The organism is Bosea sp. AS-1 (assembly GCF_002220095.1).
Classification (GTDB): domain Bacteria; phylum Pseudomonadota; class Alphaproteobacteria; order Rhizobiales; family Beijerinckiaceae; genus Allobosea.
Genome location: NZ_CP022372.1, coordinates 1,855,460 through 1,880,977 on the forward strand (window position 1 = coordinate 1,855,460; position 25,518 = coordinate 1,880,977).

Here is a 25,518-nt window from a genome sequence, read left to right on the forward strand (position 1 = left end):
GCCCAGCGAAGACAGGGCCGCAAGGGGTCGCGGATCGGGCAGGGGAGAGGAGGCTGGCGATGGCGGAAAGCTTCAAGGTCGGCGACCATGTCGGCTGGAACTCCGAGGCCGGCCATGTCTCGGGCGTGATCATCGCGATCCGCACGGCCGATTTCGATTACAAGGGTCACACTCACCGGGCCTCGCCGGACGAGCCACAATACCTGATCAAGAGCGACAAGACCGACCATGTCGCGGCCCACAAGGGCAGTGCCCTTCGGACAATCCGCTAAGGTGGAGGGAGGGTGAATCTCCCCTTCTTCACGATCGGCCATTCCGACCGCAGCATCGAGGAATTCACCTATTTGCTGGCCGGGGCCGATATCGCGCTCGTGGCGGATATCCGGAAGATTCCGAAGTCGCGGGCCAATCCGCAGTTTAACGCGGCGGCGCTGGCGCCGGCCTTGGAGGCGAGTGGCATCGGCTATGAGCGTGTGGCCGAGCTGGGTGGCCTGCGCGGCAAGACGAGAGCCGTGCCGCCTGAACTGAACGGCTTCTGGACGAACAAGAGCTTCCACAACTATGCCGACTACGCGCTCTCGGACCAGTTTCGCACCGGGCTCGATCGCCTGGTTCGCGACGGGCGGGAACGGCGCTGCGCGACGATGTGCTCGGAGGCGGTGTGGTGGCGTTGCCACCGGCGCATCGTCAGTGATTATCTGATTGCGCGCGGAGAGACGGTCTTCAACATCATGGGGCAGGGGCGTCTGGAACCCGCCCGTCTGACGGAAGGTGCCGTCATCCGTGACGATGGCAGCGTGATCTATCCCGCTCGGGAGCGGTTCGACTCATGAGCAGCAGTGCCGAACACCATGTCGTCATCGTCGGTGCCGGCTTCGGCGGCCTGGAAGCGGCGCGTAATCTCGCGCGGGCGCCGGTCCGGATCACGATGATCGACCGACGCAACCACCATCTGTTCCAGCCGTTGCTCTATCAGGTCGCCACGGCCTCGCTGCCGACCTCGGAGATCGCCTGGCCGATCCGCTTCCTGCTGCGCAGCCACAAGAACGTCACGACCCTGCTCGGCACCGTCGTGGGCGTCGATCGCGAGACGAAGCAGGTGCTGCTCGAGGGCGAGCCGCCGATCACCTTCGACACGCTGATCCTCGCGACCGGGGCGCGCCACGCCTATTTCGGCCATGACGAATGGGAGCCCTATGCGCCCGGTGTGAAGACGCTCGAGGATGCGACCCGCATCCGGCGGCGCATTCTCTCGGCCTTCGAGCAGGCGGAGTGGGAGACGGACGAAGCGCGGCGGGCGGAATGGCTCACCTTCGTGATCATCGGGGCAGGGCCGACCGGGGTGGAGCTCGCCGGCACCATTGCCGAGCTGGCGCATGACACGCTGCGCGGCGATTTTCGCCATTTCGACACGCGCAGTGCGCGCGTGATCCTGGTCGAGGCAGGGCCGCGCATCCTGGCCGGCTTCACCGAAGATCTCTCGGCCTATGCCGAGCGTGCGCTGAACCGTCTCGGGGTCGAGGTCAAGCTGGGGCAGCCGGTCTCGGAATGCCGGGAAAGCGGTATCGAGCTCGGCGGCGCCTTCCTGCCGGCGCGGACCATCCTGTGGGCGGCGGGCGTCGCGGCTTCACCGGCGGCAGAGTGGCTGGAGGCACCGGCCGACCGGGCCGGGCGGGTTCGTGTGGAACCTGATCTCTCGGTGCCGGGCGAGCCCGACATCTTCGTCATCGGCGATACCGCCTTCGTCGCCGGCGCTGACGGCAAGCCGGTTCCGGGGGTGGCACCGGCGGCCAAGCAGGAGGGCAGCTATGTCGCGCAGGTGATCAGGGAGCGGCTGCAGGGCAAGTTGGCTCCGGGGCCCTTCATCTACAAGAATGCCGGCAATCTCGCGACCATCGGCAAGCGTGCGGCCATCGTCGATTTCGGTTGGATCAAGCTGCGCGGGCGGCTGGCCTGGTGGATCTGGGGCATCGCCCACATCTTCTTCCTGATCGGCCTGCGCAATCGCCTCGCCGTCGCGCTCAACTGGCTGTGGATCTATGTCAGCGGCCATCGCAGCGCCCGGCTCATCACCCAGGGCAATGTCGGATCGGCCCGCAAGGCGGAGTGATACCCCGCGGGCCGGATGGTTCTGGCTTCAGCGCTTGATCGCCGGGCAGGTGCTTTCGCTCAACGGGCGGAAGGCCTGGTCGCCCGGGATCGTGGCGACGAGGTCATAGAGGTCCCACTCGCTCTTCGACTCGGAAGGCTGCTTGGCGCGGAAGACGTAGAAGTCGTGGACCATGCGGCCGTCGGCGCGCAGCTTGGCGTTGCGAACGACGTCGTCCTCGATCGGCAATTCGCGCATCTTGGCGATCACGGTCTTGGCATCGTCCGACTTCGCGGCGGCGACCGCTTTCAGATAGTGCCGGACGGAGGAATAGATGCCGGCCTGGATCGCCGAGGGCACGGCGCCATGCGTGGCCTTGAAACGCTCCGAGAAGGCGCGGGTGCGGTCGTCGAGGTTCCAGTAGAAGCCTTCGGTCAGCACCGTGCCCTGCGCTGCGGCAAGGCCAACGCTCTTCACGTCCATCGCGGTGAGGAAGAAGGCGACGAGCTTCTGCTTGTCCTGGCCGATGCCGAAATCGCGCGCCGTCTTGATGCCGGCCACCGTGTCCCCGCCGGCATTGGCGAGCGCGATATAGTCGGCACCCGAGCCTTGCGCCGTCAGAAGCTGCGAGGAGAGGTCGACGGCCGGAAAGGCATGGCGAACGGAGCCGACATAGGTGCCGCCCTTGGCCGTGACCAGCGTCTTGGCGTCGGCCTCAAGCTGGTGGCCGAGCGCGTAGTCGGCGGTGACGAGATACCATTTCGTGCCGGGCTTGGTCAGATAGTTGGCGATGCCGGCGACCTGGACATAAGTGTCCCACATCCACTGGACAATGTGGTCGGGCTGGCAGGCATCGCCGGTCAGCCGCGCCGTGCCGCCAGGAAACAGGCCGACGCGGTTCTTCTCCTTGAGCAGCGGTGGGATGGCGAGCTGCAGCGAGGCGTTCGACATGTCGGCGAGGACGTCGACACCCTGCCGGTCGATCCATTCGCGCGCGATGGTCGAGCCGACATCCGGCTTGTTCTGGTGGTCGGCCGAGACGACCTCGATCTTCATGCCCGCGCATTCGGCCTTCAGGCAATCGTCGACCGCCATCTGCGTGGCGACGATCGAGCCCTTGCCGGTGATGTCGGAATAGACGCCGGACATGTCGGTCAGCACGCCGATCTTGACGGTGCCACCGGAGATTTCGGCCTGCGCTGCGGTCGCGAGACACAGTGCGGAGACGCCGGCGAGTGCGAAGATGATGCGTTTCATGGGTTCCTCCCGAATTCTGTTCTGCGAATTCTGTTCTGATTGAAGCGTGGTGTCGTGACGCTGCGCCGGCTCTACCAATGCGCCATCGGCAGGCCGGCAACGGGTGAGCGGAAATAGGGAATGCGGGTGCCCTTCAGGCTGCCGACATAGACCGTCCGGAGGTCCGGACCGCCGAAGGTGATGCTGGCGCACCAGGGCGCGATCGTGCCGCCGCAGGCGAGCATCAGCTCCGGCGTCGCCTCGTCGCGAGCAAAGGCTGCGAGGAAAGCCTGCCCAGCCGCGCTGCCGCGGTCGTCGTCGAACAGGATGCGCAAGTCACCCTTCGGCGTGATCGCGAAGATCCGGTCGGTGAAGACATGGGTGCCCCAGAGATTGCCGTGGGCGTCGAAGGCGATGCCGTCGATGCAGGCGCCATGATCCTCCGGACCGAAGGTCTCGCGATCGGTCAGGCTGCCATCGGGCAGGACGCGCAGCCGCGTCACTTTCCGCGCGCAGGTCTCGGCGACGTAGAGCCATTCCTCGGCGGCATCGAGCCTGATCTCGTTGGTGAAGGCGAAGCCATCGGCGACGATGCGCAGGCGCCCGCCGTCATAGAGCGCGACATAGCCATCGCGGACATGCGGGCTGATCGCCTTCATCCAGTTCTTCGTACGGGTCGAGATCGTCAGCCAGATGCGGTCCTTGCTGTCGCGCAGGACGAAATTGACCTTGCCGATCGGCGCGCCGTCGATGCTGTCGACCAGCACGCGGGTCTCGCCGTCCCGCGTCATGATCTCCAGCCGGTCGGTGCCGAAATTGGAGATCAGGATGTCGCCGTTGCCGGCGAAGGCGAGGCCGTTCGGCAGCGTGCCGGAGACGAAGCGCGCCTCCTCGTCCGCGGCCTCGGCGAAGCCGCGGCTCGCGGTCTGGGTGATCAGCCGCTGCGAGCCGTCCGGCCGGATATGGACGACGCCACCGCGCGCATCGGCGCTCCAGAGCGAGCCGTCGCGCTCGGCCAGGATGCACTCCGGCCTTTGCAGCCCTTCGCCGACGTAGCGGATTGCGGCGGGATCGACGGTGAAGCCGTCGAGCGGGTTGGGGCGAGACGACATGCCGTGCGCCTCAGAAATTCACCCGGTCGCCGCCCTTGAGGCCGAGCGTGGCGCGGGCCTCGTCCGGGGTGGCGATCTCGTAGCCTAGCTCTTCGATGATGCGGCGGATCTTGGCGACCTGCTCGGCATTGGACGTCGCGAGCTTGCCGCGGCCGATGAACAGGCTGTCCTCCAGCCCGACGCGGACATTGCCGCCCATCATCGCGGCCTGGGTGCAGAAGGCCATCTGGTGGCGTCCGGCGGCGAGCACAGACCAGTGATAATCCTTGCCGAACAGCTTGTCGGCGGTGCGCTTCATGAACATCAGGTTGTCGAGATCGGCGCCGATGCCGCCGAGAATCCCGAAGATCAGCTGCAGGAAGACGGGCGGCTTGAACCAGCCGCGATCGAGGCAATGCGCCAGGTTGTAGAGATGGCCGACATCGTAGCATTCGTGCTCGAACTTGGTGCCGTGCCCCTCGCCGAGCATCTTGTAGATGCGCTCGATGTCGCCGAAGGTGTTGCGGAAGATGAAGTCCTTGGTGCCGGCGAGATAGGGCTGCTCCCAGGGATGCTTCCAGTCGCTGTATTTCTCCGCCAGCGGATGCAGCGCGAAGTTCATCGAGCCCATGTTGAGCGAGCACATCTCGGGCGCAGCCTTGAGCGGCGCGGCGAGGCGCTCCTCCACGCTCATGTTGAGGCCGCCGCCGGTGGTGATGTTTACCACCGCGTCGGTCGCCTGCTTGATGCGCGGCAGGAACTCCATGAACACGGCCGGGTCCGGCGTCGGGCGGCCGTCCTTCGGGTCACGGGCGTGGAGATGCAGGATCGCGGCGCCGGCTTCTGCCGCGGCGATGGCCTGTTCCGCGATCTGATCGGGGGTGATCGGCAGATGATCGGACATGGTCGGCGTATGGATGCCGCCGGTGATCGCGCAGGTGATGATGACCTTGCTCATGCGCTTCTCCCTTGATGGTCGGTTCAGGCTGGCAGGATGGCGACGGCCCGCGTCCAGCCGGCGGAGCCGTTTTTCACCTTCACCGGCAGGCAGCTGATCATGAAGCCGGTCGCCGGCAGGGCTTCGAGATTGTGCAGCTTCTCGATTTGGCAGTAACCGGCCTCGCGACCGGCCTTGTGGCCCTCCCAGATCAGGGAGGCGTCGCCGGTCTCGGCGAAGCGGCGGGCGGTATGGCTGAAGGGCGCATCCCAGCTCCAGCCGTCGGTGCCGACGACCTTGATGCCCTGGCGGACGAGATGCAGCGTCGCCTCGCGACCAAAGCCGCAGCCTGAATCGATGTAGTCGGCCTCGCCGTAGCGGCTGCCCGCGCGGGTGTTGGCGACGACGATTTCGAGCGGGCTCAGGCGATGGCCGATGCGTTCCAGCTCGGCGTCGATCTCGGCTGGCGTGACGACATGCCCGTCGGGCAGATGGCGGAAATCGAGCTTCACGCCCGGCTGCAGGAACCATTCGAGCGGGCACTCGTCGATCTTGAGAGCCGGCGCCCCGCCATCCTGCGTCGGATGATAATGCCAGGGCGCGTCGACATGGGTGCCGTTATGGGTCGAGATCGTCGCGAGCTCGACCGCCCAGCCCATGCCGTCCGGCAGTTGCTCAGGCTTCAGGCCGGGGAAGGCGGCGGCGATGTCCTTCGCGGTTCCCTCATGGGTGCGGTAGTCGATCCGGACCTTCTGGAAGGGCGGGTCGGCGGGCACGTCGTTTTCGAGCGGGATCGAGAGATCGACGATGCGCCCGGTCGGCATCATGCTGGTTTCCTCCTGCCGTCTCGCTATGCTCTGTCGGCATGAATTTGGACGAACGTCCGACCAATAGCGTAGAATGCGCTTTCTGGTAAGAGCCAAATCACGCAGGGCGGGGGCGCTGCGAAGGAGGGATTCGATGGCCGGGGCGCCGACGCGCGAGCGCATTCTCGACGCAGCCGAGCGGACATTCGCCGAGCGGGGCGGTGCCGACGGCGCCTCGATGCGCGATCTCGCCGCAGCGGCGGGAGTGCGGCTGTCGCAGCTCAGCTATTATTTCGGCTCGAAGGAAGCGCTCTACCGCGCCGTCTTCGCCCGCAGGGCGGATGCGCTGGCGCTGGCGCGCGGCACCGCGCTCGCGGAGGCCATGGCTGTACCCGCACCGGATATCCACGCCGTAGTCGAGGCCTTCATCGGCCCCTCGGTGCGGCAGCGTTTCGCGGAAGGCGTGCAGGGTGCGGCCTTCGCGATGATGACGGCGCGGGAGGCGGTCGATCCGCGCGAGTCCGCGCGCGGCGTGCTCGCCGAGCATTTCGACCCGACCGCGACGGAATTTCTGGCGGCGTTCGCCAAGCTCTACCCCCAGGCGTCGCGGGGAGCGATGGTCGACGCCTATCTGTTCATGGTCGGAGCGCTGGTCATGACGATGGCTGCAGGCGACCGCGCGGCGCGCCTCGACGATGAGCGCGGCGCCCTGTCTGCATCCGGCCATGCCGAGACCCTGCTGGGGCGCCTGACGCCGTTCTGTGCCGCCGGCATCGAGGGGCTGTTGACCGGTTGAGGACTCAGCCGCGCAGTCCGTCGACCACCGGCTGGCGATAGGAGAGGGCGGCCGGCACCAGCGCAAACAGGCTGCCGATCAGGGCGAGGCCGAGCGCCGGCAGCACCTCGCCGAGCCCGATGGCAGGAGAGAGCAGGAGCCCTGTCCGCTCCGCGACGAGCCCGGAGACGGCCTGCGTGCCCAGTGCTCCAAGACCCAGACCGAGCAGGCAGCCGAGCGCGATCAGCGCGACCATGCCGAGCCAGACGACGAGCATGACATAGGCCCGCGGCGCGCCGAGCGCCCGCAGAACGGCATAGCGCCGGCGCCTCAAGCCGGCGACGGCGAGCAGGAGCAGCAGCACGGAAGCCAGGATCAGCACCGTGTTCAGCGCGGAGGCGACGACGAGGATGTCGCGGATGTCGCCGAGCGCGCCATAGAGCGAGACCAGAACCTCGGCCGGGAAGAAGGCCATGGTGCCGCCCTGGCGGTATTGTCCACGCAAGGCATAGGCACCGGCGACGCTTTTCGGCTTGACGACGATCGCCGGCACGCCGGGGACGCGCTTGCCCTCGAAGGGCAGGCCGATCCCGTCTTCCGTTGCGACAGGGCCGGTGCCAGTCGTCGAACCCTGTTTCCAGAACGGCGAGTCGCTCTTCTCCTCGTCTGAAGCGTGACCGTTGCCGAGGCCGTGGACCTCCCAGACGCTCTCGATCGGTACGAGGATGGCGCGATCCCAGGACGAGCCGAGGCGCGGCAGCCGGCCGACGACGGTGTAGCCATGGCCTTCATGCTTGTGCCCGTCCTCCTCCGCATCGGCCTGGCCGGGCTTCGCGGTGTGGCCGGCGACGCCATGGGACGGCGTGATGGTGTCGCTCATCTGGTAGAGGACATCGGCGCCGAGCACGGCTTCGCCCTCCGCCGCGAAGAGGCGGCCCTCGCTCGGTTTGATCCGATCCCAGCGACTAGCGAAGGCTGCCGTCGTGCCGACGATCGGATAGCCGCGGCTGACGTCGCCGAAGGCGATCGGCGCTACCTGCGCGACGCGCTCGTCCTTGAACAGGGTGTTGAGCAGGCGCCCATCGATCAGCGGCAGCGCGTCGGGCTGGAGATAGACCGCCGACATCAGGAGCTGGGTCTGGCTGCCGGGCGCGCCGATGATCAGGTCGAAATCATTGGCGGCGGTGGCGGAGCCATGACGCAGCGCCCGTTCCTGCGCGCCAATGGCGACGCCTGTCGCGATGGCGAGCGCAACCAGCAGGACGATCGCCGGAGCGGTCCAGCGCAACGCGCGTAGATCGGCCAGCACCATGGGAAATGGATTCATCAGGCGGCCCGACGCTGCGCGGTCAGGGTCAGGTCGAGGCGCTGGCCGAAGCGGGCAAGCAGCGCCGGATCATGCGTGGCGCAGATCAGCGTGGCGCCGCTTTCCGCAGCGGTTTCGAGCAGGAGATCGGCGACCTCGATGGCGTGGCCGGTATCGAGGCTGGCGGTCGGCTCGTCAGCCAGGATCAGCCTGGGCCGGGTGAAGAGGGCCCGCGCGATGGCGACGCGCTGTTGCTCGCCGCGGGAGAGCATGGCGGCGCGACGGCGCGGATCGGGCAGGCCCATGCGGCGGGCGAGGGCCGCGGCGCGTTCTTTCTCGGCGGCACTCAGGCGCCAGGCGGAGAAGCGTGCCGGCAGCGCGACGTTGGCGGCGATGTCGAGCTCGGGGATCAGGTGGAAATCCTGGAAGACGAAGCCGATGGTTTCGCGGCGCCAGCGGTCGCGGCCGGATTCTGAGAGTTCCGAGACGGCGCGGTCATTCCACAGGATGCGGCCCTGCGACGGCCGCAGCAGCCCGGCCACGAGATGCAGCAGCGAGCTCTTGCCGCAGCCGGAGGGGCCGCTGACGCCGAAGCGGCTGCCCGGTTCGATGGCGAGCAGGGGGATGTCGATCAGGCGGAAGGGCTTTCCGTCAGCGTCGCGGTGGTCGAGCGCCAGCTTGTCCAGCGTCAGACGGCCGGCGGTCTGCTCAGGCGAGGGTGAAGCCGGCATCGACGATCCTGATCTGGCTGACGAAACCGGTCTCGGCGTCGGTGGCGGAGCCGATTTCGAGCCGGCCGGTGACCGCGACCTTGCGGCCGGCGCTGACCATCGCGGTCTCGTTCTTCATGAAGACGACGACGATATCGACAGGCCAGTCGGCATCGGACTGACAGAAGGGGCAGATCGCCAGCGGCTCGCGGGTCAGCACGAAGAAGCGGCTTTCCGGCTTCAGCGGCGGTGCCATGTAGCCGAGCATGCGCACGCTTTGCCCGCGCAGGGCGGTGACGCGGTCGGAGAACTGAAAGCCCAGCACGCCGAAGGATTTGTAGAGCCCGTCGAAGGCGATCGTCTCGTCGGTCGCGGCATGGGCCTGCCCGCAAAGGCCAGCCGCCGCGAGGCCGAGCAGGGCTTCGCGGCGGGAGATCGACAGAAGGGAGGGGATGCGCTGCATCGCGGCCTCGTCTGGCTTCCGTGGCATGGTCGCTGAGACCATACCACGCCGGTGTGACAATGCGGCGGGCCTTACTTGCCGCCGAGCGCCAGCGATTCCGCCATGACGCGGAAGACGTAGGTGTTCGGCTTGTGGCCGCGGAACTTCTCCGCGCCCGGGCCCATCGCCGTCAGGATGACGTCATCGGCGGAATGCACGCCGCTATTGGCGTCGAAGGGCAGGTTGCCGGTCTTGCGCGTGGCGAGCGGGCCGGAGCAATCCTTCTCGTTGGCGACGTTGGTCTTGCCGTCGGCGCTCTTCACGGCCGGGACGCGCTCGCCCTCCATGGCGGGGCGGCCGGTGTCGCACGTGTCGGGGTACGAGCCGTAGGCCACCGCGAGGCGGCGCGAGGTGTCGACATTGGTGGGATAGCCCTCGGCATCGACCGGGCCGTAGTTCGGCACCTTCGAGTCCTGGTAGACGCCGAGCTTGTCGCGCAGGAGCTGACCTGGGCGCTCGTCGTCATAGGTGCCGATGATCGAGATCGGGTGCGCATGGTCCGGCACGACGATGATCAGCGTGTCGTTGCGGTCGCCGGCGAAGTCCTTGGCGACCTTGACGGCGTTGTCGAGCATGATCGTGTCGAAGACCGAGCGCTCCCAGTCGAGCGAGTGGCTGTACTTGTCGATGCGGGCGGATTCGACCATCAGCAGGAAGCCTTCGGAATTGCCCTTCAGCATGTCGATGGCGGCCTTGGTCTGCTCGACGACGTCGGGCTGGTCCGGGAACTTGGAGATCGTGCCCTTCTTGGCGAGGCGCAGGTCGAAGGCGCCGTCGATGTTGCCGGTGTTGTAGAGGCCGAGCAGCTTCTTCGAGCCACCGGTGACGGCGGCGTTCATCTCGGTCTTGGTGGTGGCCAGCGTGTAGCCCGCCTCCTTGAACTTCGCGATGAAGTCCTCGCCGTCCGTGCGCTTGGAGCCCGGCGTGGTCTTGGCGAGGAAGTTCGGCGAGCCGCCGCCCATGATCACGTCCGGCTTCACGTCGAAGAACATCTTGACGATGTCGTTGAAGTCGGAGCGGCGGCGGGTGTGCGCGACCATCGAGGCCGGGGTCGCGTCCTCGATCTCGGAGTTGGTGACGACGCCGACGGCCATGCCGGTCTTGCGCTTCACCAGCTCGGCGATGGTCTCGACCTTCGGGTGGTCGAGAGTCAGCGCATTCTTGGCGCAGTAGACGCCGAGCGCGTTGACGCAGGATTTGTGACCGGTGGTGTAGGCGTGGGCGGCGTTGGCGCTGTCGGTGACAACCGAGTCCGTGCCGGAGGTCGAGATCAGCGCCATGTTGGACATGTCGTCCATGGCGAGCTCGCCATTGTAGCGGCCTTCGACCAGGCCCTTCGACAGGATGCGGGCCGCGGTGCGGTTGGCGACCGACATGCCGTCGCCGATGAAGAGGATGACGTTCTTGGCGCGGCGCGGCTCGGCAGTGGCGAAGACCTCCCACTTCACGGTGGCCTTCCTGTCGGCGCCTTGAGTGGCCTCGACGGTGTAGCTGCCGGCCGGCAGGCTGGCGCCACGCAGCCACAGCGCCGAATGCTTCTGGCCTTCCTCGTTCTGCGCGAAGGTCGTGGGCTTGCCGAAAACCTCGTCGGCGGGCTTGCCGTTGATCGTCACCTTGACGTCGGCGGAGACCGGGGCGTCGGGGAACTCGACCTTGAAGTCGAAATGCGAGCCTTCAAGGATCTCGGCGCGGTTGATCGGGTAGATGGTCTGGGCCGCCGCCGGCGCGGCCGCGGCGAGCGAGCCCGCCACCGTCATCATCAGCAATCGTTGCGCCTGCATAGGTATCTCCGCCGTAGCGTCAGGTGAAAGAGGGCGATCCGTGCTTAGGCAGCGTGAATGACAGTACGATTACCGGCTGAAATACTGTGAATTGTTATGTTATTATATTGCGAGTTGAGGTAGGCGGTACGTGTTGCCGTATCGTCCGCCGGTACAAGCCGCGTGCAGCGTGCATGGCGGCTTCCCTCCCGGCGTGGGGCGCCCAAATTGTCGCAGGGAGCGGGATCGTCTACTAGGCTTCATAAGCCAGCTTCCTAATGCCAGAATCAGCCAGACATTCCCGATGACAGCCGCGGCCCCGGTTTCGACAGCACAGCGCGCGATGATGCCCGTGCTGATCGCTCTCAGCTTCACGCATCTGCTCAACGACATGATCCAGTCGCTGATCCCGGCGATCTACCCGATCATCAAGGAATCATACCGGCTGGATTTCGGGCAAATCGGCCTGATCACGCTGACCTTCCAGGTCTCGGCCTCGCTGCTGCAGCCGGCGGTCGGGCTCTACACAGACAAGCATCCGATGCCCTATTCGATGGTCGTCGGCATGGGCTTCACGCTCTCGGGGCTGATCGGCCTCGCCTATGCCGGCAGCTACGGGCTCCTGCTGCTCTCAGCGGCCTGCGTCGGCATCGGCTCCTCGATCTTCCACCCGGAGGCGACGCGCATGGCGCGTAACGCGTCCGGCGGGCAGCATGGCCTGGCGCAAGGCATTTTCCAGGTCGGCGGGCAGACGGGCGGGGCGCTCGGGCCGCTGCTGGCAGCCTTCGTCATCGTGCCGCGCGGGCAGGGCAGCCTCGCCTGGTTCTCGGTCGCCGCGCTCGTCGCGATGATGCTGATGGTCTGGACGGCGGCGAGCTATGCCAGGCTCGACCGGGCGCGGCCGCCGAGGCCTGCCGGAGTGGCCAAGGCGGCGGCGCGGCCGGGCAAGGGTTCGGTGGCCTTCGCGATCACCATCCTGATCGTGCTGCTGTTCTCGAAGAACGCCTACACCGCGAGCTTCACCTCGTTCTACACCTTCTATCTGATGGGCAAGTTCGGCGTCTCGATCCAGCATTCGCAGGAGATGCTGTTCCTGTTCCTGGCCTCCTCGGCGGCCGGCGCGCTCGGTGGCGGCATGCTGGGCGACCGCATCGGCCGCAACAAGATCATCTGGTTCTCGATCCTGGGCGCGCTGCCCTTCACGCTGGTCCTGCCCTATGCCGACCTGTTCTGGACCGGCGTGCTGACGATCGTCATCAACGTCATTATGTCGAGCGCCTTCGCCGCGATCCTGATCTATGCGCTCGAATTGCTGCCGGGCCGGGTCGGACTGGTCGGCGGCTTCTTCTACGGGCTGTCCTTCGGACTGGGCGGCCTCGCGGCGGCGCTGCTCGGCGAGTTCGCCGACATCCTCGGCATCGAGATGGTCTACAAGATCTGCTCGTTCATCCCGCTGGTCGGGTTGCTCGCCTGGTTTCTGCCGCGCATCAGCGAGGGAACCCGCGGCGCCAAGGTCGGGCATTAGCCGAACTCGGCACCCTCACGGCCATCCCGGGTCTTCGCTCCGACCGGGATGGCCCGTGCCTTCTCGTGCCGCTTAGATCGTGAGCTTGCCGGCCTTCGCGGCCGCGTAGCGTTCCTCGACCTTGGGCCAGTTCACCACGTTCCACCACGCCTTGAGATAGTCGGCGCGGCGGTTCTGGTATTTCAGGTAATAGGCGTGTTCCCAGACGTCGTTGCCGAACAGCACCTTGTGCCCGGCCATGATCGGGCTGTCCTGGTTGGGCTGCGGCAGCAAAGCGAGCGTGCCGGCCTCGTCGACCGTGACGAAGACCCAGCCGGAGCCGAAGACCTTCAAGCCCGCCGCTTCGAAATCGGCCTTGAACTTGTCGAAGCCGCCGAGATCGCGCGTGATCGCGGCCGCGACCTCGCCGCCCGGCGCGCCGCCCGTACCGGGACCCATCACCTCCCAGAACATCGTGTGGTTGGCGTGGCCGCCGCCATTGTTGCGAACCAGCGTGCGCAGGTTTTCGGGCAATTGGTTGAGTTCGCCCAGCAGCTTGTCGACCGTCGCCTTGGCGATCACGCCGTTGTCCTTCGCCGCGCCGTTGAGGGCCGCTACATAGGCCGCGTGGTGGCGCTTGTAGTGGATGTCCATCGTCGTGGCGTCGATATGCGGCTCGAGGGCGTTGGCCTCGTAGGCGCGCTTCGGCAACGAGAACGGGCCGGTCGGCGCCGCGGGCGCGGCGGCCTGTGCCCAGACCTTCGGGGCCGAGGCGACGAGGGTGGCACTTGCGCCCAGGATGAAAAGGCTGCGGCGCGAGATGGTGGAAGCTGCTGTCATGACGGCTCTCTCCTGCAGGCTCGGTTTCATGGTGGGCTTTGGCGTTCAGGCCTCGCCATATTGGATTGTCATGATGACGACTTGCCGGAGCGACGGATGTTCCCGCTGCATCCGCTATTCCCCCGGTACGGATTCGCCCTGTCGCTCCAGCGGGAGGCCGATTGGCGGCTCGAGCCGGATACAGGCACCTTTAACTGCCAGTTTACCGCGTTTGGCTACGTTCCGGAAGGAATCCAGCCAGGGATCGCGCCATGCAGGCACAGGCTCTCAAGGTCGAAGGACTGCTGTCCCAGTCCGCGCCGGCCGTTTCCGCGCCGGCTGCGATCCGGCCGGCCAATGAGGATGCGCCGACCGAGACCGGCGCAGCCCGCGCCGTCCGCGAGATCGCAGAACGCTTCGGCAAGCTCGGTGCCGAGATCACCGATGTCGCCGGACGCATCGTCGATGTCAGCCAGCAGCTCGAGGGGCAGACGGCGGGGCTCCGCCGCGTCGTCGGCGCGGTGGACCAGGTCTCGCATGCCAACAACGCGATCCGGCAGGCGGCGGAAAGTGCCCAGGCCGAGGCCTCCGCCGTGCGCAGCGGGCTCGAGCGCGTCACCGGCTCGGTCAAGCTCGGGCTGAATGCGGCGCAGAACGATATCGAGACCTTGTCGCAAGAGGCGCAGTCGATGTCGCAGGCGCTGGCCCAGGCGGTCAGCGATGCGCATAAGGCCCGTGCTTCCAGCGATGCGATCCAGGCGATCACACGCGAAATCCAGCTCCTGGCGATCAATGCCGGCGTCGAGGCGGCTCGCAGCGGCGAGGCCGGCCGCGGCTTCGCCGTGATCGCTGCAGCGGTGAAGGCGCTGGCCGAGCAGACGCGCGAGGCGACGGCGGCGAGCGCTAGCCAGCTCGACCTGCTGGTGAAGGCCGTCGACATGCTCTCCAGGCGCAGCGAGGAGAACGCGCAGACGGCGCGGCGCGCCATCGAAGGCAGCCGGACGATCTCGTCGCAGATCGGAGAACTCGACAGCTTCGGCCGTTCCGTCGTGCAGCTCATCGGCGGCATCGAGGCGATCTCGGAGCCGACGCGGGAGAATGCCATCGCCTGCGCCAAGGCCGGACAGGATCTGTCGGGACTGGTCGCCGGCGTCGACCAGTCGACCGAGAGCCTGGAGCGGGCGGCGCAGCGCACCGATGCGCTGGTGGCGATCAGCGAGGGCATTCTCGGCTCGATCGCGGCATCCGGCGTCCGCACGGCGCAGTCGGAATTGATCGCGACGGCAATCGAGACGGCAGGCGCCATCGCCGAGCTGTTCGAGCAGGCCCTGGCGCGCGGCGAGATCGGCATGGCCGAGCTGTTCGACGAAAGCTATGCGCCGGTGCGGGGTTCCGATCCGCAGCAATACCTGACCCGCTTCGTCGCGCTGACCGATCGGCTGCTGCCGCCGCTGCAGGAGAAACTGCTGGCCTCGAACGGCCGCATCGTCTTCTGCGCCGCGGTCGATCGCAACGGCTTCCTGCCGACGCATAACCGCAAATATGCGCAGGCTCAGGGCCGCGATCCGGTGTGGAACAACGCCAATTGCCGCAATCGCCGCATCTTCGACGACCGCACCGGTCTTGCGGCGGCGCGCAACCGCAAGCCCTTCCTGTTGCAGAGCTATCGGCGCGATATGGGCGGCGGCGAGTTCCTGGTGATGGAGGATCTGTCGGCGCCGATCCTGGTCAGGGGCCGGCATTGGGGTGGCTTCCGCATCGGGCTCAAGGTGTAGCGCATCGCCGATGCCGTTTCGTCGAGTTGAGTGAGCGAGTTTCGAGTCAGCGCCATGCACATTGCGCCGTCCTTTCCCAACCTCTCCGTGCTGGTGGTCGACGCCAGCCCGCATTACCGGCGCATCATCCGCACGATGCTGTACCAAGCGCAGCTGCACCGCATCTTCGAGGCCGCCGACCTGCCGTCTGCAGCGGCGATCTTCATCCAGAAGCAGCCGAACATCGTCATCCTCGACTGGGACTTGCCCGATGGCGGCGGGGCGAAATGCCTCGCGGCGATCCGCTCGCAGAAGACCTCGCCCTTCGCCAAGGCTCCCGTGCTGGTGATGATGGAGCGGGCGGACAAGCGCTCGGTCGTCCAGGCGGCGAAGCTCGGCGCGCATGAGATCATCGTCAAGCCGATCTCGCCGAACAACCTCTGGCTGCATCTGTCCGGCATCATCAACGTGCCGCGCAAATACCGCGAGACGAACGGAGTGGTGACGCTGGTGCCGCGCGCCATCAGCAACGCCATCTTCTGACGAGGCCGGACCTGCCGCCAAATTGCCCGAATGATTGACGCGCGGCCCGGCGTTTAGCGAAATTTTTACCAGTCTGGCGCGATGCTGGCCGGCATCATCCAGGGTCGCGCCTTCATGGTCATCACCGTCTCGCTCCCGCCCTTCCTCGGACGTTCCGAGGCGGCTGCGTTCCGCAATCAGCTTCTGGTCGCTCTCGAGCAGAACGAAAGCATCGCCGTCGAATGCGCCGGGGCCGGACCCTTGCCGAGCCTCTGGATCCAGCTGCTCCACTCCGCAGCCGTCAGCGCCGTTGCGCGCGGGCTTTCGGTCACGCTCAAGGCGGCATCGTCGGAATGCCGCGAATCCTTGCGGGCGATCGGCTTCGACGCCGCTCGAAGCCCCCTCGTTCTGGAGTGACTGGCATGAAGATCCTGGCCATCGACGACACCAAGACGCTGCTCAGCCTGCTCAGCCTGACCTTGCGGAATGCCGGCCACGAGGTCGCCGAAGCCGAGAACGGCGAGGATGGGCTCACCAAGTTCGAGCAGTTCAAGCCCGATCTCGTCATCACCGACCTGAACATGCCGATCATGGACGGCATCGAGTTCACGCGCGCCTGCCGCTCGCGTCCGCTCGGGCAGAACACCCCGATCATCGTGCTGACCACCGAGAACGGCGCCGAGATCAAGGCGGAAGGCCGCCGTGCCGGCGCCAGCGCCTGGATGGTCAAGCCCTTCGAACCCAACACCCTGCTCGGCCTCGTCGCCCGCTACCAGAACTGAAGGCCGGCCGATGGATCCGTTGGCAGAACTCAAGCAGACCTTTTTCCAGGAATGCGATGAACTCCTTGGGGCGCTGGAGCAGAAGCTCCAGGCGCTCGACGAGGGTTCGAACGATTCCGAGGATGTCAACGCGGCCTTCCGCGCCATCCATTCGATCAAGGGAGGGGCGGGGGCCTTCGGCTGCACCGAGCTCGTCGCCTTCGCCCACGTGTTCGAGGCTTCGCTCGACCATCTGCGGTCCGGCCGCGTCGCGATCGAGGATGCGCCCTTCACGCTGTTCCTCCGCTGCTCCGACGCTGTCGCCGACCTGGTCGCTGCCGCGCGCAACGACGAGCCGGCGGTCGAGCGGCCCGATCTTCTCGCCGCGCTGGAGCAGGTCGGTCAGGAGCCGCAGGTTCAGGCCCCGGTTGCTGCCGTTGCGCCCGAGCCTGCGCCCGCCGCAGCTTCCTCTGCCGAGACGGATGCGCCTCCCGGTATCGCTGCACTCGGCAATCTGCTCGCCATGGTCGAGGCCAAGACCGGTGTGGTGTCGCCCAAGGCCGATGACGGCTGGGATGATGACGAGCCTGCAGCTCTCGCTCCGGAGCCGGCTGTAGCCAAACCAGGCCGCGACGTGCGGCTGCGCATTGCGCCGGAGGCCGATCTCTTCCGCCGCGTCATCGAGCCGCGTGTCGTGCTCGGTTCCCTGCCGGCCGACGACATCGTCGCGATCCGCTGCGACTTGAGCCAGGTTCCGGCCCTGGAAAGCCTCGACGTCACCGATTGCTGGATGCGCTTCGATGTCGAATTGCGCACCGAATTGTCGATCGAGGAGCTGCACGGCCGCTTCGACTTCAGCCTCGCCAACGAGGAGTTCGAGATCGCGGTGTCCGAGGAGCCGTCGGTTCCCGAGGAGGCTCCCGCCGCTCCGAGCCCTGAGCCCGAGGTTCCCAGCTCCGTTGCCGCGGACCTCTCCGCCATCCTGGCCAAGCTCGGTCCCGCGCCCGAGGCGCAGGCACAGCCCGATATCCAGCCCGAGCCGGTCGCCGTCCCGGTGGTTGCTCCCGCGCCGGTCGCGGAGGCTGCGCCCGTCCTGCGCACCCCGCCGCGCGCGCCGGCCAACGACCCGGCGGCCGCGCGCCAGCGCCAGGCCGTCAGCGTCCGTGTCGATCTCGACCGTATCGACAAGCTGATGAACCTTGTCGGCGAGATCGTCATCACCCAGTCGATGCTGGTCGAATGCGTCCGCTCGCTGCCTTATGACGTCCACGCCAAGACGGCCGAGGGCATGCTGACCCTCTCGCGCCAGACGCGTGAATTGCAGGACCATGTCATGGCGGTGCGCGCGCAGCCGGTGAAGGCTGTGTTCCAGCGCATGCCGCGCCTGGTGCGCGAGCTCGCCCAGACGCTCGGCAAGGAAGTGCGCCTCGTGCTCGAAGGCGAGAACACCGAGGTGGACAAGACCATCATCGAGGAGCTCGCCGATCCGCTGACCCACATGATCCGCAATTCGATGGATCACGGGCTGGAGACGCCGGACGAGCGCGCCGAGGCGGGCAAGCCGCGCGAGGGCACGATCAGACTGATCGCCGAGCATCGCGCCGGCCGCATCGTCATCTCCGTCACCGATGATGGACGTGGCATCAACCGCGAACGGCTGCTGGCCAAGGCCCGTTCGCGCGGTCTCGTCGGCGCCGATGAGCGCCTGCAGCCGGAGGAGATCGACCAGCTCATCTTCGCGGCCGGCCTGTCGACGGCGGAAGCGGTCAGCGACATCTCGGGTCGCGGCGTCGGCATGGATGTGGTGCGCCGCAACGTCGAGTCGCTCGGTGGGCGCATCAGCGTCGATTCCGAGCCGGGACGGGGCTGCAAGTTCACGCTCGCCCTGCCGCTGACGCTCGCGGTGCTCGAAGGCATGGTGATCCGCTGCGGCGACGACCGCTACGTCATCCCGATCGCCTCGGTGATCGAGACGCAGCATCTGGCCTCGACGCCGATCGAGCGGCTGCCTTTCGGCCAGGAGGTGCTGCGCTGGCGCGGCGAGGTGACGCCGCTCTATCGCCTCGGCGACGTGATGGGCTCGATGGGTACCACCAACGAGAACATCGTCATCATCGCGGAGACCGAGCGCGGCAACAATGTCGGCATCGCGGTTGACGAGATCGTCGGCCAGCAGCAGGTGGTCGTGAAGAGCCTCGAGGCGAATTACGGCACGGTCAACGGCGCTTCGGCGGCGACCATCCTCGGCGACGGCCTCGTCGCCCTGATCCTCGATATCGATTCCATGCTGCGGCTCGCCGCTTCTGGCGACCGGACCCCTCAATCTGACCTCAAGATGGCTGGATGACCATGAGCCTCCAACTCGGCGAAAAGCACTTCTCTTCGGCGCAGCCGGAAGCGGCGGCGCGTCGGATCGTCACCTTCAAGGTCGGCGACCGCACTTTCGGCATCGATGTCGGCATGGTCCGCGAGATCAAGGGCTGGCAGGCGACGACGCCGCTGCCGCATGCAGCCCCACATGTGCGCGGCGTGCTCAACCTGCGCGGTGTCATCCTCGCGGTCTACGATCTGCGCACGGCGATCGGCATGGGCGTCACCGACGCCACCGCGACCCATGTCATCGTCGTCGTCGATGTCGAGGACAAGACGGCGGGCCTGCTGGTCGACTCGGTTTCGGACATCGTGGATGTGCCGGTTTCCGCGGTTCGCCCTGCTCCAGACCTGGAGCGTGACGAGCATGGGCTGATCGAGGGGCTCGTCCTGCTCGATACCGATATCGTCGCGCTGCTCGATCTCGCCGCAGTGATCCGCGACGGCGGGGCCGAGGCCCAGACCAAGGCCAACCGCGCCGCCTGACAATCCAGCGACCAGCCCGGCGTAGCGTGAGAGAGCGGGCCAGACCAAGAAACGACCTGACTGCATGGGCAACGCCCTCGGCCCTCTCTCGCATCTGACGATCAGCCAGCCGCTGACCGCCGCCGGCTCGGCGCTGCTGGCCGGAGGCTGCGGCTATGCGGCGGCCTCGTCCGGCTTGCCGGTCGCCGCCATCGGCGCCGTCTCCGCCGTCGCACTGCTCGCCGGCCTTGCCTCGTGGGGCGCGACCCGTTCGCTCGGGCCGGTTCGCGAAGCTCTGTCGCGGCTGCTCGCCGGGCGCGGGGAAACGGCACCGGCGCGTGCTGCCCGGGAGATCAGCCTCGCTGATGCGCTCGATGGCGTTCACGACGGCATGCTGGAGGCCGGCCGCATCCGCACGGCTCTCGACCACGCCGGGTCCAAGCTGATGATCTGCGACGGTGATGGCCGCGTCGTCTATGTCAACAAGGCGCTGCTGCGCTTCTTCTGCGAGGCGCAGGAGGATTTCCGCGTCGCCTTTCCCGGCTGCTCGGCCAAGGACATGCTCAGTCGCGTGATGGAGCGCGTGCAGGGCGAGCAGGGCTATGGCGCCTCCGGCCTGCCGGTCGAGATGGCGCTGGGGCGGCGCAGCATCCGGTTCACGCTGACGCCTGTTGCCGCATCGGGCACCACCGAGGCCGGCACGGCCGTGGAATGGCAGGAGCTGAGCGAGGCCTTCGCCACGACCGCAGCGGTGAAGGATGCCGTTGCCGCCGCGCTGGAAGGCGACTTCTCCCATCGAATCGCCATCGATGCGAAATCTGGTGCGTTGGCCGAGGTCGTCGCGGGGATGAACAGTGTCGGCGCCGTGGCTGAAGAGACCTTCGAGGATGTCGCCGAAGTGGTCGGCGCTCTGGCGCAGGGCGACCTGTCGCGGCGCATGACCGGACGTTACCGCGGTCGCCTCGCGGCGCTGCAGCACGATTTCAACGATGCGCTGGACTGGCTCGGCGAGACGGTGCGCACGATCCAGTCGACGGCCGGGCAGGCCGGGCGGGTCGCCGAGGAGATCGCCGCGGCGACGGGGGACCTCGCGGCGCGCACCGAGCGCTCCGCGAGCGATCTTGGCGAGGCCTCCGCCGCGGCCGACCAGATCGCGGCCTCCGCCCGCCAGAGCACGGTCCGCTCGCGCGAAGCCACCGATCTCGCGGGCGAGACGATGGGCGTGGCGCAGGACGGGCAGATCGTGGTCGGCCAGGCGGTCGGCGCGATCGAGCGGATCGAGACGTCCTCGACGCGGATCGCCGATATCGTCGGCGTCATCGACGAGATCGCCTTCCAGACCAATCTCCTGGCGCTCAACGCCGCAGTAGAGGCGGCGCGCGCCGGGGATGCCGGCAAGGGCTTTGCCGTCGTCGCATCGGAAGTCCGGGCGCTGGCACAGCGCTCGGCCCAGGCAGCCAAGGATATCAAGGGCTTGATCGCGACGTCCAACGGGCAGGTGGCGGAAGGCGTCCGTTGCGTGCGCGGCACGGGCGAGGCGCTCGGGCGCATCGTCGCAGCGGCCGGAAAGGTCTCAGCGACGGTCGCTGGCATCGCGACCGAAGCCGCCGAGCAGACCAAGGGCGTCGAGGCGATGAGCCGGAGCGTCGGCCAGATCGATGGCGGTATCCGCCAGTACGGCGCCCTGGCGCAGCGCTCGGCCGCGGCTGCCGGCGAACTCGTCGGGCAGGTCGCGGCGTTGGGCGATCTCGTCGCCGGCCTCCGGACCGGAGCGATGTCGCCTGTGCAGGCGCAGCCCGTGCGCCGTGCGCCGGCCTCCGAATTCGTGCCGGCCTCGGCCGCCGCGCGGCGGCCGGTCTCCGCCGGGCCGTCGCTTGGCCGGCGGGCGGGAGCCTAACCATGTCCCGGTCCAACCTCTTTCCAGCCATGCCGCCTGCGCCGGTGATCGGCACCGACGTGACGCTGACGCGCGACGACATGAAGTTCATCGCCGCGTTGGTCTATGAGCAGGCCGGCATCGTCATCCGCGAGCATAAGGAGGCGATGACGCGCGGGCGCCTGGCACGGCGCGTCAAGGCGCTCGGCATGGGCTCGGTCGCGGAATACTGCGCCTTCCTGAAGACGCCGCAGGCAGCGGGCGAGCTGCCCGAGCTGATCAATGCGGTGACGACGAACCACACCGCCTTCTTCCGCGAGCGCCACCATTTCGACCATCTGCGCCGGGATGTGATGCCGCGCCTTGTCCAGGAGCGTGCGGGCCGGCGCGGGCGCATCCGGATCTGGTCCTCGGCCTGCTCCTCCGGCGAGGAGGCCTATTCGATCGCCGCCTCCTGCCGCGAGGTGATCGGCTCGCGCAGCGATCTCGACTTCAGGATCCTGGCGACGGATATCGACACCGACATCCTGGCGCGGGCCGAGGCCGGCATCTATCCGGCGGAGCTGTTCGAGCGGCTGCCGGCCGATGTGAAGCCGCTGATGCGACTGGAGCCCGCGCCCGAGCGGGGCGAGGCGCGCGTCGCCGAGGAGCTGCGCCGGCTGATCGCCTTCAAGCAGCTCAACCTGATCCAGGCATGGCCGATGAAGGGGCCGTTCGACGTCGTCTTCTGCCGCAACGTCTTCATCTATTTCGACACGCAGACCAAGGCCTCGATCCTCGACCGTTTCGTGACGCTGCTGGCGCCCGGCGGCTTCCTCTATCTCGGCCATTCGGAATCGCTGCCGCAGCCGCATCCGAAGCTGCGCCTGATCGGCCGCACCATCTACGAGAGGACAGCATGAGCGTCTCCCGGTCCTCCCGTCGCTATTTCGATCCGCGCTTCGCGGCGACGATCATCACCGTCGCGCCGGGCGAGCACGAGATCACCTCGGCCAAGGACGAGATCGTCGCGACCGTGCTCGGCTCCTGCGTCTCGGTCTGCATGCGTGATCCCACCGCCGGTGTCGGCGGGCTCAATCATTTCCTGCTGCCGAAGAACAACGGCAGTGCCGATGCCAGCGCCGGCGAACGCTATGGCGACACGGCGATGGAGGTGCTGATCAACGGCCTCATCAAGCGCGGCGCCCGGCGCCAGAACCTGGAGGCCAAGGTTTTCGGCGGGGCGCGCGTGCTCTCGGGTGCGACGATGCTGGCGATCGGCGACAACAATATCGCCTTCGTCAACGAGTTCCTGAAGGTCGAGGGCATTCCTGTCGTCTCGCGCGACGTCGGCGGCACGCGCTCGCGGCGCATCCATTACCAGCCCGCGACGGGCAGGGCCTGGGTCCAGCATGTCCAGCCGACGGCGCGCGATAGCGGCCACGAGCAGGAGCTCGCCTATCTCAATCGGCTCAAGAGCCAGCCTGTGGCCGGCGAGGTGGAGGTGTGGTGATGAGCGTCGCAACGCCCGCCGGTGCCCCGGTCAAGGTCCTGGTCGTCGACGATTCCGTGCTGATGCAGAAGCTGATGACGCAGATCATCAACGGCGCGCCGGGCTTCGAGGTGATCGGCGTCGCCGGCAGCGCTGAGGAGGGCTGGGATGCGATCCAGGAATTGCGGCCCGATGTCGTCACGCTCGATCTTGAGCTGCCGGGGCGCCATGGCCTCAAGCTGCTGGCGCGCGTGCTGAAGCAGGACCCGCTGCCGGTGCTGATCGTCTCGGCCTTTGGCGGGCCCGGTGCCGACAACACGATCCAGGCACTGGAACTCGGCGCCATCGACTTCATCGAGAAGCCGGACGGCACGACCCACACGCTCGAAGGCTTCATGAAGCATCTCGTCGCGGCTCTGCAGCGTGCCGCGGCCAGCCGCAAGATGATCGCCGCCGCCCGGCAGATGGCGCAGGCAGCAGCGCCGGCGCGCCCAGCCGCGCCACCGCGGGAGCCGGCGCGCGCTGGCAAGACCTCGCTGATCGCGATCGGCGCCTCCACCGGCGGTGTGCCGGCCGTCCAGACCGTGATGCGCGATCTCGCCCATCTCCGGCTTCCGGTCGTGGTCGTGCAGCATATGCCGCCGGGCTATACCGCCAAATTCGCGACCCGGCTGGCGACCGCGACAGGGCTGGACGTGCACGAGGCGATGGATGGCGAGCGCCTGCGGCCCGGCATGGCCGTGGTGGCGCCGGGCGGACCGCGCCATCTCGAGATCGAGGAGCGGCGCGGGGAGCTGGTCTGCATCCTGAAAGAGGGGCCGCTGGTCAGCGGGCACTCGCCTTCGGTCGATGTGATGTTTCATTCGGTGGCGCGCAGCGCGGGAGCGCACGCCATCGGCATTCTGCTCACCGGCATGGGGCGCGATGGCGCTGACGGTTTGTTAGCCATGCGCAAAGCCGGGGCCGAAACGTTAATCCAAAGCGGGGAGACCTGCGTGGTAAACGGGATGCCGAAAGCGGCCTTCGAGCTCGGAGCCGCCGACAGGGTGGTTCCGCTCGGCCAGATCGGCGCGGCGGTCGGCCAGCTGATCGGCGAGCGGCCGGGCCTGCGGACCGCGTAAGGAGAATCAGATGTCAAAGGCCAGAAGCGAGTTCCGCATCCTGGTGGTCGACGACCAGAAGAGCATGCGCGGCCTGGCGACCTATTTCCTGAAGCAGATCGAATTTCAGGATATCGACGAAGCGGAAAACGCGCGCGAGGCGCTGATGAAGATGCAGCAGAAGCGCTACGACCTGCTTCTGCTCGACTGGAACATGGAGGGCATGAGCGGCATCGACCTGCTGCGCGCCATCCGCTCGGTGCCCGAGCTCAACCAGATCAAGATCATCATGGCGACCTCGGAGCGCTCGGTCGACAAGATGGACGAGGCGACCAGTAACGGCGCCGATCATTACGTCGTGAAGCCCTACGAGCTGCGCGACCTCGAGGTGCGGGTGAAGAAGGTCCTCGCCTGCTGAGGCCACCGGTCTCGTCATCGTGAATGCGAGCCCCGCAGCTTTCAGGCTGCGGGGCTTTTCGCTTTCGGGCAGGATGCGCGGTACTGCAGAACCCGCGGGAGGGAGCCATGTTGTCGCGCCGGGATGTCGTGAGCCTCGTCGCTGCCGGTGCCTTCGCGGGCGGTACGGTTGAGAACGCATTGGCTCAGACCGTGGATGCCTATGGCTTCGGCTTCGACCGGCCGGGCGGCGGCAAGCTCGCCTTCTCCGACTATCGCGGCCGGCCGATCCTCGTCGTCAATACGGCGACGCGCTGCGGCTATGCCGGGCAGATGGCGACGCTGGAGCAGCTCTGGCAGCGCTACGAGTCGCGCGGATTGATGCTCGTCGCCGTGCCGAGCAATGATTTCGGCGGGCAGGAGCCGCTGGAAGGTGCCGCCATCGCCGAGGCCGCGCATGACAGTTACGGCGCCACCTACACCTTCGTCGAGAAGACGGTGGTGAAGGGGCCGCAGGCGCATCCGTTCTATCGCTGGGCCGCGGCACAGAAGCCGGCGGAAACCCCGCGCTGGAACTTCCACAAATACCTGATCGGCCATGGCGGCGAGTTGATCGGGGGCTATCCGGCCGGGACCGATCCGCTCTCGCCGCAGCTCGTGCAGGCGATCGGGCGGGAGCTGCAGGCGGGGTAGCGATCCCGCACTATGTCTTCGGCCGGAACGCTGCAATCACGGCCGGATCGGTTTCCAGCCGGGGACCTTCGATCAGGTCGATGCAGTAGGGGATCGCCGGCATCACCGCGTCGAGGCATTCGGCGATGGCGCGGGGCCGGCCGGGAAGGTTGACGATCAGCGCCTTGCCACGGATGCCCGCCGTCTGGCGCGAGAGGATCGCCGTCGGGACCTTGGCGAGGCTGACCTGCCGCATCAATTCGCCGAAACCGGGCATCGGCTTCTCGATCACGTCTTCCGTCGCTTCCGGAGTGACGTCGCGCGGCGCCGGGCCGGTGCCACCGGTGGTGACGATGAGGCAGCAGTTCTCGCGATCGGCGAGCTCGATCAGCGTCTCGGCGATCAGCTTGCGGTCGTCGGGAATGATGCGGGCGACCGCCTCCCAGGGCGAAGTCAGCACCTTGGCAAAATAATCGCGGATCGCCGGCCCGCCCTCATCGGCATAGACGCCTGCCGAGGCGCGGTCGGAAACCGTAACGATACCGATCCGTGCTGTCTCGCTCATGCCGCTGCCTCCGCTTTGTCCGTTGCTGTTA

At 67.3% G+C, this 25,518-nt stretch carries 27 protein-coding genes; 17 read left to right on the plus strand and 10 right to left on the minus strand.

Annotation, left to right across the window (positions count from 1 at the left end):
- The first annotated feature begins 59 nt into the window (after positions 1 to 59).
- From CE453_RS10495 to CE453_RS10505, 3 genes are read left to right on the plus strand one after another with little or no spacing between them, the layout of a single operon-like run.
- Positions 60 to 272: a hypervirulence associated TUDOR domain-containing protein gene (locus tag CE453_RS10495; protein WP_089174538.1), complete on the plus strand. Its 213-nt coding sequence runs from the start codon at positions 60 to 62 to the stop codon at positions 270 to 272.
- 12 nt (positions 273 to 284) lie between these two features.
- Entirely contained in the window at positions 285 to 833 is a 549-nt protein-coding gene (locus CE453_RS10500; RefSeq protein ID WP_089174539.1) for a DUF488 domain-containing protein, read from the plus strand.
- Entirely contained in the window at positions 830 to 2,110 is a 1,281-nt protein-coding gene (locus CE453_RS10505) for an NAD(P)/FAD-dependent oxidoreductase (RefSeq protein ID WP_089174540.1), read from the plus strand. Before CE453_RS10500 ends, CE453_RS10505 begins: the two co-directional genes overlap by 4 nt.
- A 27-nt stretch (positions 2,111 to 2,137) precedes the next feature.
- Here CE453_RS10505 and CE453_RS10510 read toward each other — a convergent pair whose 3' ends face one another.
- From CE453_RS10510 to CE453_RS10525, 4 genes are all read right to left on the minus strand, one after another.
- Positions 2,138 to 3,346: an ABC transporter substrate-binding protein gene (locus CE453_RS10510; RefSeq protein WP_089174541.1), complete on the minus strand. Its 1,209-nt coding sequence runs from the start codon at positions 3,344 to 3,346 to the stop codon at positions 2,138 to 2,140.
- A 71-nt stretch (positions 3,347 to 3,417) separates the two neighbouring features.
- Positions 3,418 to 4,437: an SMP-30/gluconolactonase/LRE family protein gene (locus tag CE453_RS10515; protein ID WP_089174542.1), complete on the minus strand. Its 1,020-nt coding sequence runs from the start codon at positions 4,435 to 4,437 to the stop codon at positions 3,418 to 3,420.
- A gap of 10 nt (positions 4,438 to 4,447) precedes the next feature.
- Entirely contained in the window at positions 4,448 to 5,374 is a 927-nt protein-coding gene (kce, locus tag CE453_RS10520; protein ID WP_089174543.1) for a 3,5-dioxohexanoate:acetyl-CoA acetone transferase, read from the minus strand.
- Positions 5,375 to 5,397: 23 nt separating this feature from the next.
- Positions 5,398 to 6,180 carry a cyclase family protein gene (locus tag CE453_RS10525; RefSeq protein WP_089174544.1) on the minus strand — a complete coding sequence of 261 codons (783 nt, stop codon included), beginning with the start codon at positions 6,178 to 6,180 and terminating at the stop codon, positions 5,398 to 5,400.
- 133 nt (positions 6,181 to 6,313) lie between these two features.
- Between CE453_RS10525 and CE453_RS10530 the strand changes: the two genes are divergently transcribed.
- Positions 6,314 to 6,955, plus strand: coding sequence for a TetR/AcrR family transcriptional regulator (locus CE453_RS10530; RefSeq protein WP_089174545.1), 642 nt, complete (start codon positions 6,314 to 6,316; stop codon positions 6,953 to 6,955).
- Positions 6,956 to 6,959: 4 nt separating this feature from the next.
- Here CE453_RS10530 and CE453_RS10535 read toward each other — a convergent pair whose 3' ends face one another.
- The 4 genes from CE453_RS10535 to CE453_RS10550 form a co-directional block, all read right to left on the minus strand.
- Entirely contained in the window at positions 6,960 to 8,261 is a 1,302-nt protein-coding gene (locus tag CE453_RS10535) for an FtsX-like permease family protein (protein WP_089174546.1), read from the minus strand.
- Positions 8,261 to 8,971, minus strand: a complete 711-nt coding sequence (locus tag CE453_RS10540; protein WP_089174547.1) for an ABC transporter ATP-binding protein — start codon at positions 8,969 to 8,971, stop codon at positions 8,261 to 8,263. The genes CE453_RS10535 and CE453_RS10540 overlap by 1 nt, the downstream gene beginning before the upstream one ends.
- Positions 8,949 to 9,413: a hypothetical protein gene (locus CE453_RS10545; protein WP_089177822.1), complete on the minus strand. Its 465-nt coding sequence runs from the start codon at positions 9,411 to 9,413 to the stop codon at positions 8,949 to 8,951. The genes CE453_RS10540 and CE453_RS10545 overlap by 23 nt, the downstream gene beginning before the upstream one ends.
- A gap of 71 nt (positions 9,414 to 9,484) precedes the next feature.
- Complete coding sequence (locus tag CE453_RS10550; RefSeq protein ID WP_089174548.1) at positions 9,485 to 11,233, minus strand: alkaline phosphatase; 1,749 nt, start codon at positions 11,231 to 11,233, stop codon at positions 9,485 to 9,487.
- A 283-nt stretch (positions 11,234 to 11,516) separates the two neighbouring features.
- On the opposite strand from CE453_RS10550, the gene CE453_RS10555 reads away from it, so the two are divergent.
- Positions 11,517 to 12,737 (plus strand): MFS transporter, encoded by a 1,221-nt coding sequence (locus CE453_RS10555; RefSeq protein WP_089174549.1) that lies wholly within the window; start codon positions 11,517 to 11,519, stop codon positions 12,735 to 12,737.
- Between the two features lie 72 nt (positions 12,738 to 12,809).
- Here the strand turns inward: CE453_RS10555 and CE453_RS10560 are convergent, their stop codons facing one another.
- The gene (locus CE453_RS10560; protein ID WP_089177823.1) at positions 12,810 to 13,556 is read right to left on the minus strand and encodes a superoxide dismutase; all 747 of its coding nucleotides are present in this window, start codon (positions 13,554 to 13,556) and stop codon (positions 12,810 to 12,812) included.
- 251 nt (positions 13,557 to 13,807) lie between these two features.
- Between CE453_RS10560 and CE453_RS10565 the strand changes: the two genes are divergently transcribed.
- The 12 genes from CE453_RS10565 to CE453_RS10620 all read left to right on the plus strand — a co-directional run bounded on the left by CE453_RS10565 (position 13,808) and on the right by CE453_RS10620 (position 24,943).
- The gene (locus CE453_RS10565; RefSeq protein ID WP_089174550.1) at positions 13,808 to 15,310 is read left to right on the plus strand and encodes a methyl-accepting chemotaxis protein; all 1,503 of its coding nucleotides are present in this window, start codon (positions 13,808 to 13,810) and stop codon (positions 15,308 to 15,310) included.
- A 54-nt stretch (positions 15,311 to 15,364) separates the two neighbouring features.
- On the plus strand, positions 15,365 to 15,832 hold the full coding sequence (locus CE453_RS10570) for a response regulator (RefSeq protein ID WP_089174551.1): 468 nt from the start codon (positions 15,365 to 15,367) through the stop codon (positions 15,830 to 15,832).
- An 81-nt stretch (positions 15,833 to 15,913) separates the two neighbouring features.
- Complete coding sequence (locus CE453_RS10575) at positions 15,914 to 16,228, plus strand: STAS domain-containing protein (protein WP_089174552.1); 315 nt, start codon at positions 15,914 to 15,916, stop codon at positions 16,226 to 16,228.
- 5 nt (positions 16,229 to 16,233) lie between these two features.
- Positions 16,234 to 16,593 carry a response regulator gene (locus tag CE453_RS10580; protein ID WP_089174553.1) on the plus strand — a complete coding sequence of 120 codons (360 nt, stop codon included), beginning with the start codon at positions 16,234 to 16,236 and terminating at the stop codon, positions 16,591 to 16,593.
- A gap of 10 nt (positions 16,594 to 16,603) precedes the next feature.
- Positions 16,604 to 18,919: a chemotaxis protein CheA gene (locus CE453_RS10585; protein ID WP_089174554.1), complete on the plus strand. Its 2,316-nt coding sequence runs from the start codon at positions 16,604 to 16,606 to the stop codon at positions 18,917 to 18,919.
- Entirely contained in the window at positions 18,916 to 19,428 is a 513-nt protein-coding gene (locus CE453_RS10590) for a chemotaxis protein CheW (RefSeq protein WP_089174555.1), read from the plus strand. The genes CE453_RS10585 and CE453_RS10590 overlap by 4 nt, the downstream gene beginning before the upstream one ends.
- A gap of 64 nt (positions 19,429 to 19,492) precedes the next feature.
- Positions 19,493 to 21,304 (plus strand): methyl-accepting chemotaxis protein, encoded by a 1,812-nt coding sequence (locus CE453_RS10595; protein ID WP_089174556.1) that lies wholly within the window; start codon positions 19,493 to 19,495, stop codon positions 21,302 to 21,304.
- 2 nt (positions 21,305 to 21,306) lie between these two features.
- Positions 21,307 to 22,185 (plus strand): CheR family methyltransferase, encoded by an 879-nt coding sequence (locus tag CE453_RS10600; protein ID WP_248308028.1) that lies wholly within the window; start codon positions 21,307 to 21,309, stop codon positions 22,183 to 22,185.
- A complete protein-coding gene (locus tag CE453_RS10605) occupies positions 22,182 to 22,775 on the plus strand; it encodes a hypothetical protein (RefSeq protein ID WP_089174557.1) in 594 nt (197 codons plus the stop codon). Before CE453_RS10600 ends, CE453_RS10605 begins: the two co-directional genes overlap by 4 nt.
- Complete coding sequence (gene cheB, locus CE453_RS10610; protein WP_089174558.1) at positions 22,775 to 23,875, plus strand: chemotaxis-specific protein-glutamate methyltransferase CheB; 1,101 nt, start codon at positions 22,775 to 22,777, stop codon at positions 23,873 to 23,875. The genes CE453_RS10605 and cheB overlap by 1 nt, the downstream gene beginning before the upstream one ends.
- 10 nt (positions 23,876 to 23,885) lie before the next feature.
- Positions 23,886 to 24,272 carry a response regulator gene (locus tag CE453_RS10615; protein WP_089174559.1) on the plus strand — a complete coding sequence of 129 codons (387 nt, stop codon included), beginning with the start codon at positions 23,886 to 23,888 and terminating at the stop codon, positions 24,270 to 24,272.
- 107 nt (positions 24,273 to 24,379) lie between these two features.
- Positions 24,380 to 24,943, plus strand: a complete 564-nt coding sequence (locus CE453_RS10620) for a glutathione peroxidase (RefSeq protein ID WP_089174560.1) — start codon at positions 24,380 to 24,382, stop codon at positions 24,941 to 24,943.
- Positions 24,944 to 24,953: 10 nt separating this feature from the next.
- Here CE453_RS10620 and mog read toward each other — a convergent pair whose 3' ends face one another.
- Entirely contained in the window at positions 24,954 to 25,487 is a 534-nt protein-coding gene (gene mog / locus CE453_RS10625) for a molybdopterin adenylyltransferase (protein ID WP_089174561.1), read from the minus strand.
- Between the last annotated feature and the right edge of the window lie 31 nt (positions 25,488 to 25,518).

Bases quoted from the DNA above. Each gene is read 5' to 3' on its own strand.
- CE453_RS10600 (WP_248308028.1), top strand. From the start codon at position 21,307: ATGTCCCGGTCCAACCTCTTTCCAGCCATGCCGCCTGCGCCGGTGATC.
- CE453_RS10560 (WP_089177823.1), bottom strand. From the start codon at position 13,556: ATGACAGCAGCTTCCACCATCTCGCGCCGCAGCCTTTTCATCCTGGGC.
- CE453_RS10580 (WP_089174553.1), top strand. From the start codon at position 16,234: ATGAAGATCCTGGCCATCGACGACACCAAGACGCTGCTCAGCCTGCTC.
- CE453_RS10615 (WP_089174559.1), top strand. From the start codon at position 23,886: ATGTCAAAGGCCAGAAGCGAGTTCCGCATCCTGGTGGTCGACGACCAG.
- cheB (WP_089174558.1), top strand. From the start codon at position 22,775: ATGAGCGTCGCAACGCCCGCCGGTGCCCCGGTCAAGGTCCTGGTCGTC.
- kce (WP_089174543.1), bottom strand. From the start codon at position 5,374: ATGAGCAAGGTCATCATCACCTGCGCGATCACCGGCGGCATCCATACG.
- CE453_RS10565 (WP_089174550.1), top strand. From the start codon at position 13,808: ATGCAGGCACAGGCTCTCAAGGTCGAAGGACTGCTGTCCCAGTCCGCG.
- CE453_RS10505 (WP_089174540.1), top strand. From the start codon at position 830: ATGAGCAGCAGTGCCGAACACCATGTCGTCATCGTCGGTGCCGGCTTC.
- CE453_RS10540 (WP_089174547.1), bottom strand. From the start codon at position 8,971: ATGCCGGCTTCACCCTCGCCTGAGCAGACCGCCGGCCGTCTGACGCTG.
- CE453_RS10620 (WP_089174560.1), top strand. From the start codon at position 24,380: ATGTTGTCGCGCCGGGATGTCGTGAGCCTCGTCGCTGCCGGTGCCTTC.
- CE453_RS10525 (WP_089174544.1), bottom strand. From the start codon at position 6,180: ATGATGCCGACCGGGCGCATCGTCGATCTCTCGATCCCGCTCGAAAAC.
- CE453_RS10590 (WP_089174555.1), top strand. From the start codon at position 18,916: ATGACCATGAGCCTCCAACTCGGCGAAAAGCACTTCTCTTCGGCGCAG.
- CE453_RS10530 (WP_089174545.1), top strand. From the start codon at position 6,314: ATGGCCGGGGCGCCGACGCGCGAGCGCATTCTCGACGCAGCCGAGCGG.
- CE453_RS10510 (WP_089174541.1), bottom strand. From the start codon at position 3,346: ATGAAACGCATCATCTTCGCACTCGCCGGCGTCTCCGCACTGTGTCTC.
- CE453_RS10535 (WP_089174546.1), bottom strand. From the start codon at position 8,261: ATGAATCCATTTCCCATGGTGCTGGCCGATCTACGCGCGTTGCGCTGG.
- CE453_RS10575 (WP_089174552.1), top strand. From the start codon at position 15,914: ATGCTGGCCGGCATCATCCAGGGTCGCGCCTTCATGGTCATCACCGTC.
- CE453_RS10515 (WP_089174542.1), bottom strand. From the start codon at position 4,437: ATGTCGTCTCGCCCCAACCCGCTCGACGGCTTCACCGTCGATCCCGCC.
- CE453_RS10545 (WP_089177822.1), bottom strand. From the start codon at position 9,413: ATGCAGCGCATCCCCTCCCTTCTGTCGATCTCCCGCCGCGAAGCCCTG.
- CE453_RS10570 (WP_089174551.1), top strand. From the start codon at position 15,365: ATGCACATTGCGCCGTCCTTTCCCAACCTCTCCGTGCTGGTGGTCGAC.
- CE453_RS10555 (WP_089174549.1), top strand. From the start codon at position 11,517: ATGACAGCCGCGGCCCCGGTTTCGACAGCACAGCGCGCGATGATGCCC.
- CE453_RS10585 (WP_089174554.1), top strand. From the start codon at position 16,604: ATGGATCCGTTGGCAGAACTCAAGCAGACCTTTTTCCAGGAATGCGAT.
- CE453_RS10605 (WP_089174557.1), top strand. From the start codon at position 22,182: ATGAGCGTCTCCCGGTCCTCCCGTCGCTATTTCGATCCGCGCTTCGCG.
- CE453_RS10495 (WP_089174538.1), top strand. From the start codon at position 60: ATGGCGGAAAGCTTCAAGGTCGGCGACCATGTCGGCTGGAACTCCGAG.
- mog (WP_089174561.1), bottom strand. From the start codon at position 25,487: ATGAGCGAGACAGCACGGATCGGTATCGTTACGGTTTCCGACCGCGCC.
- CE453_RS10595 (WP_089174556.1), top strand. From the start codon at position 19,493: ATGGGCAACGCCCTCGGCCCTCTCTCGCATCTGACGATCAGCCAGCCG.
- CE453_RS10550 (WP_089174548.1), bottom strand. From the start codon at position 11,233: ATGCAGGCGCAACGATTGCTGATGATGACGGTGGCGGGCTCGCTCGCC.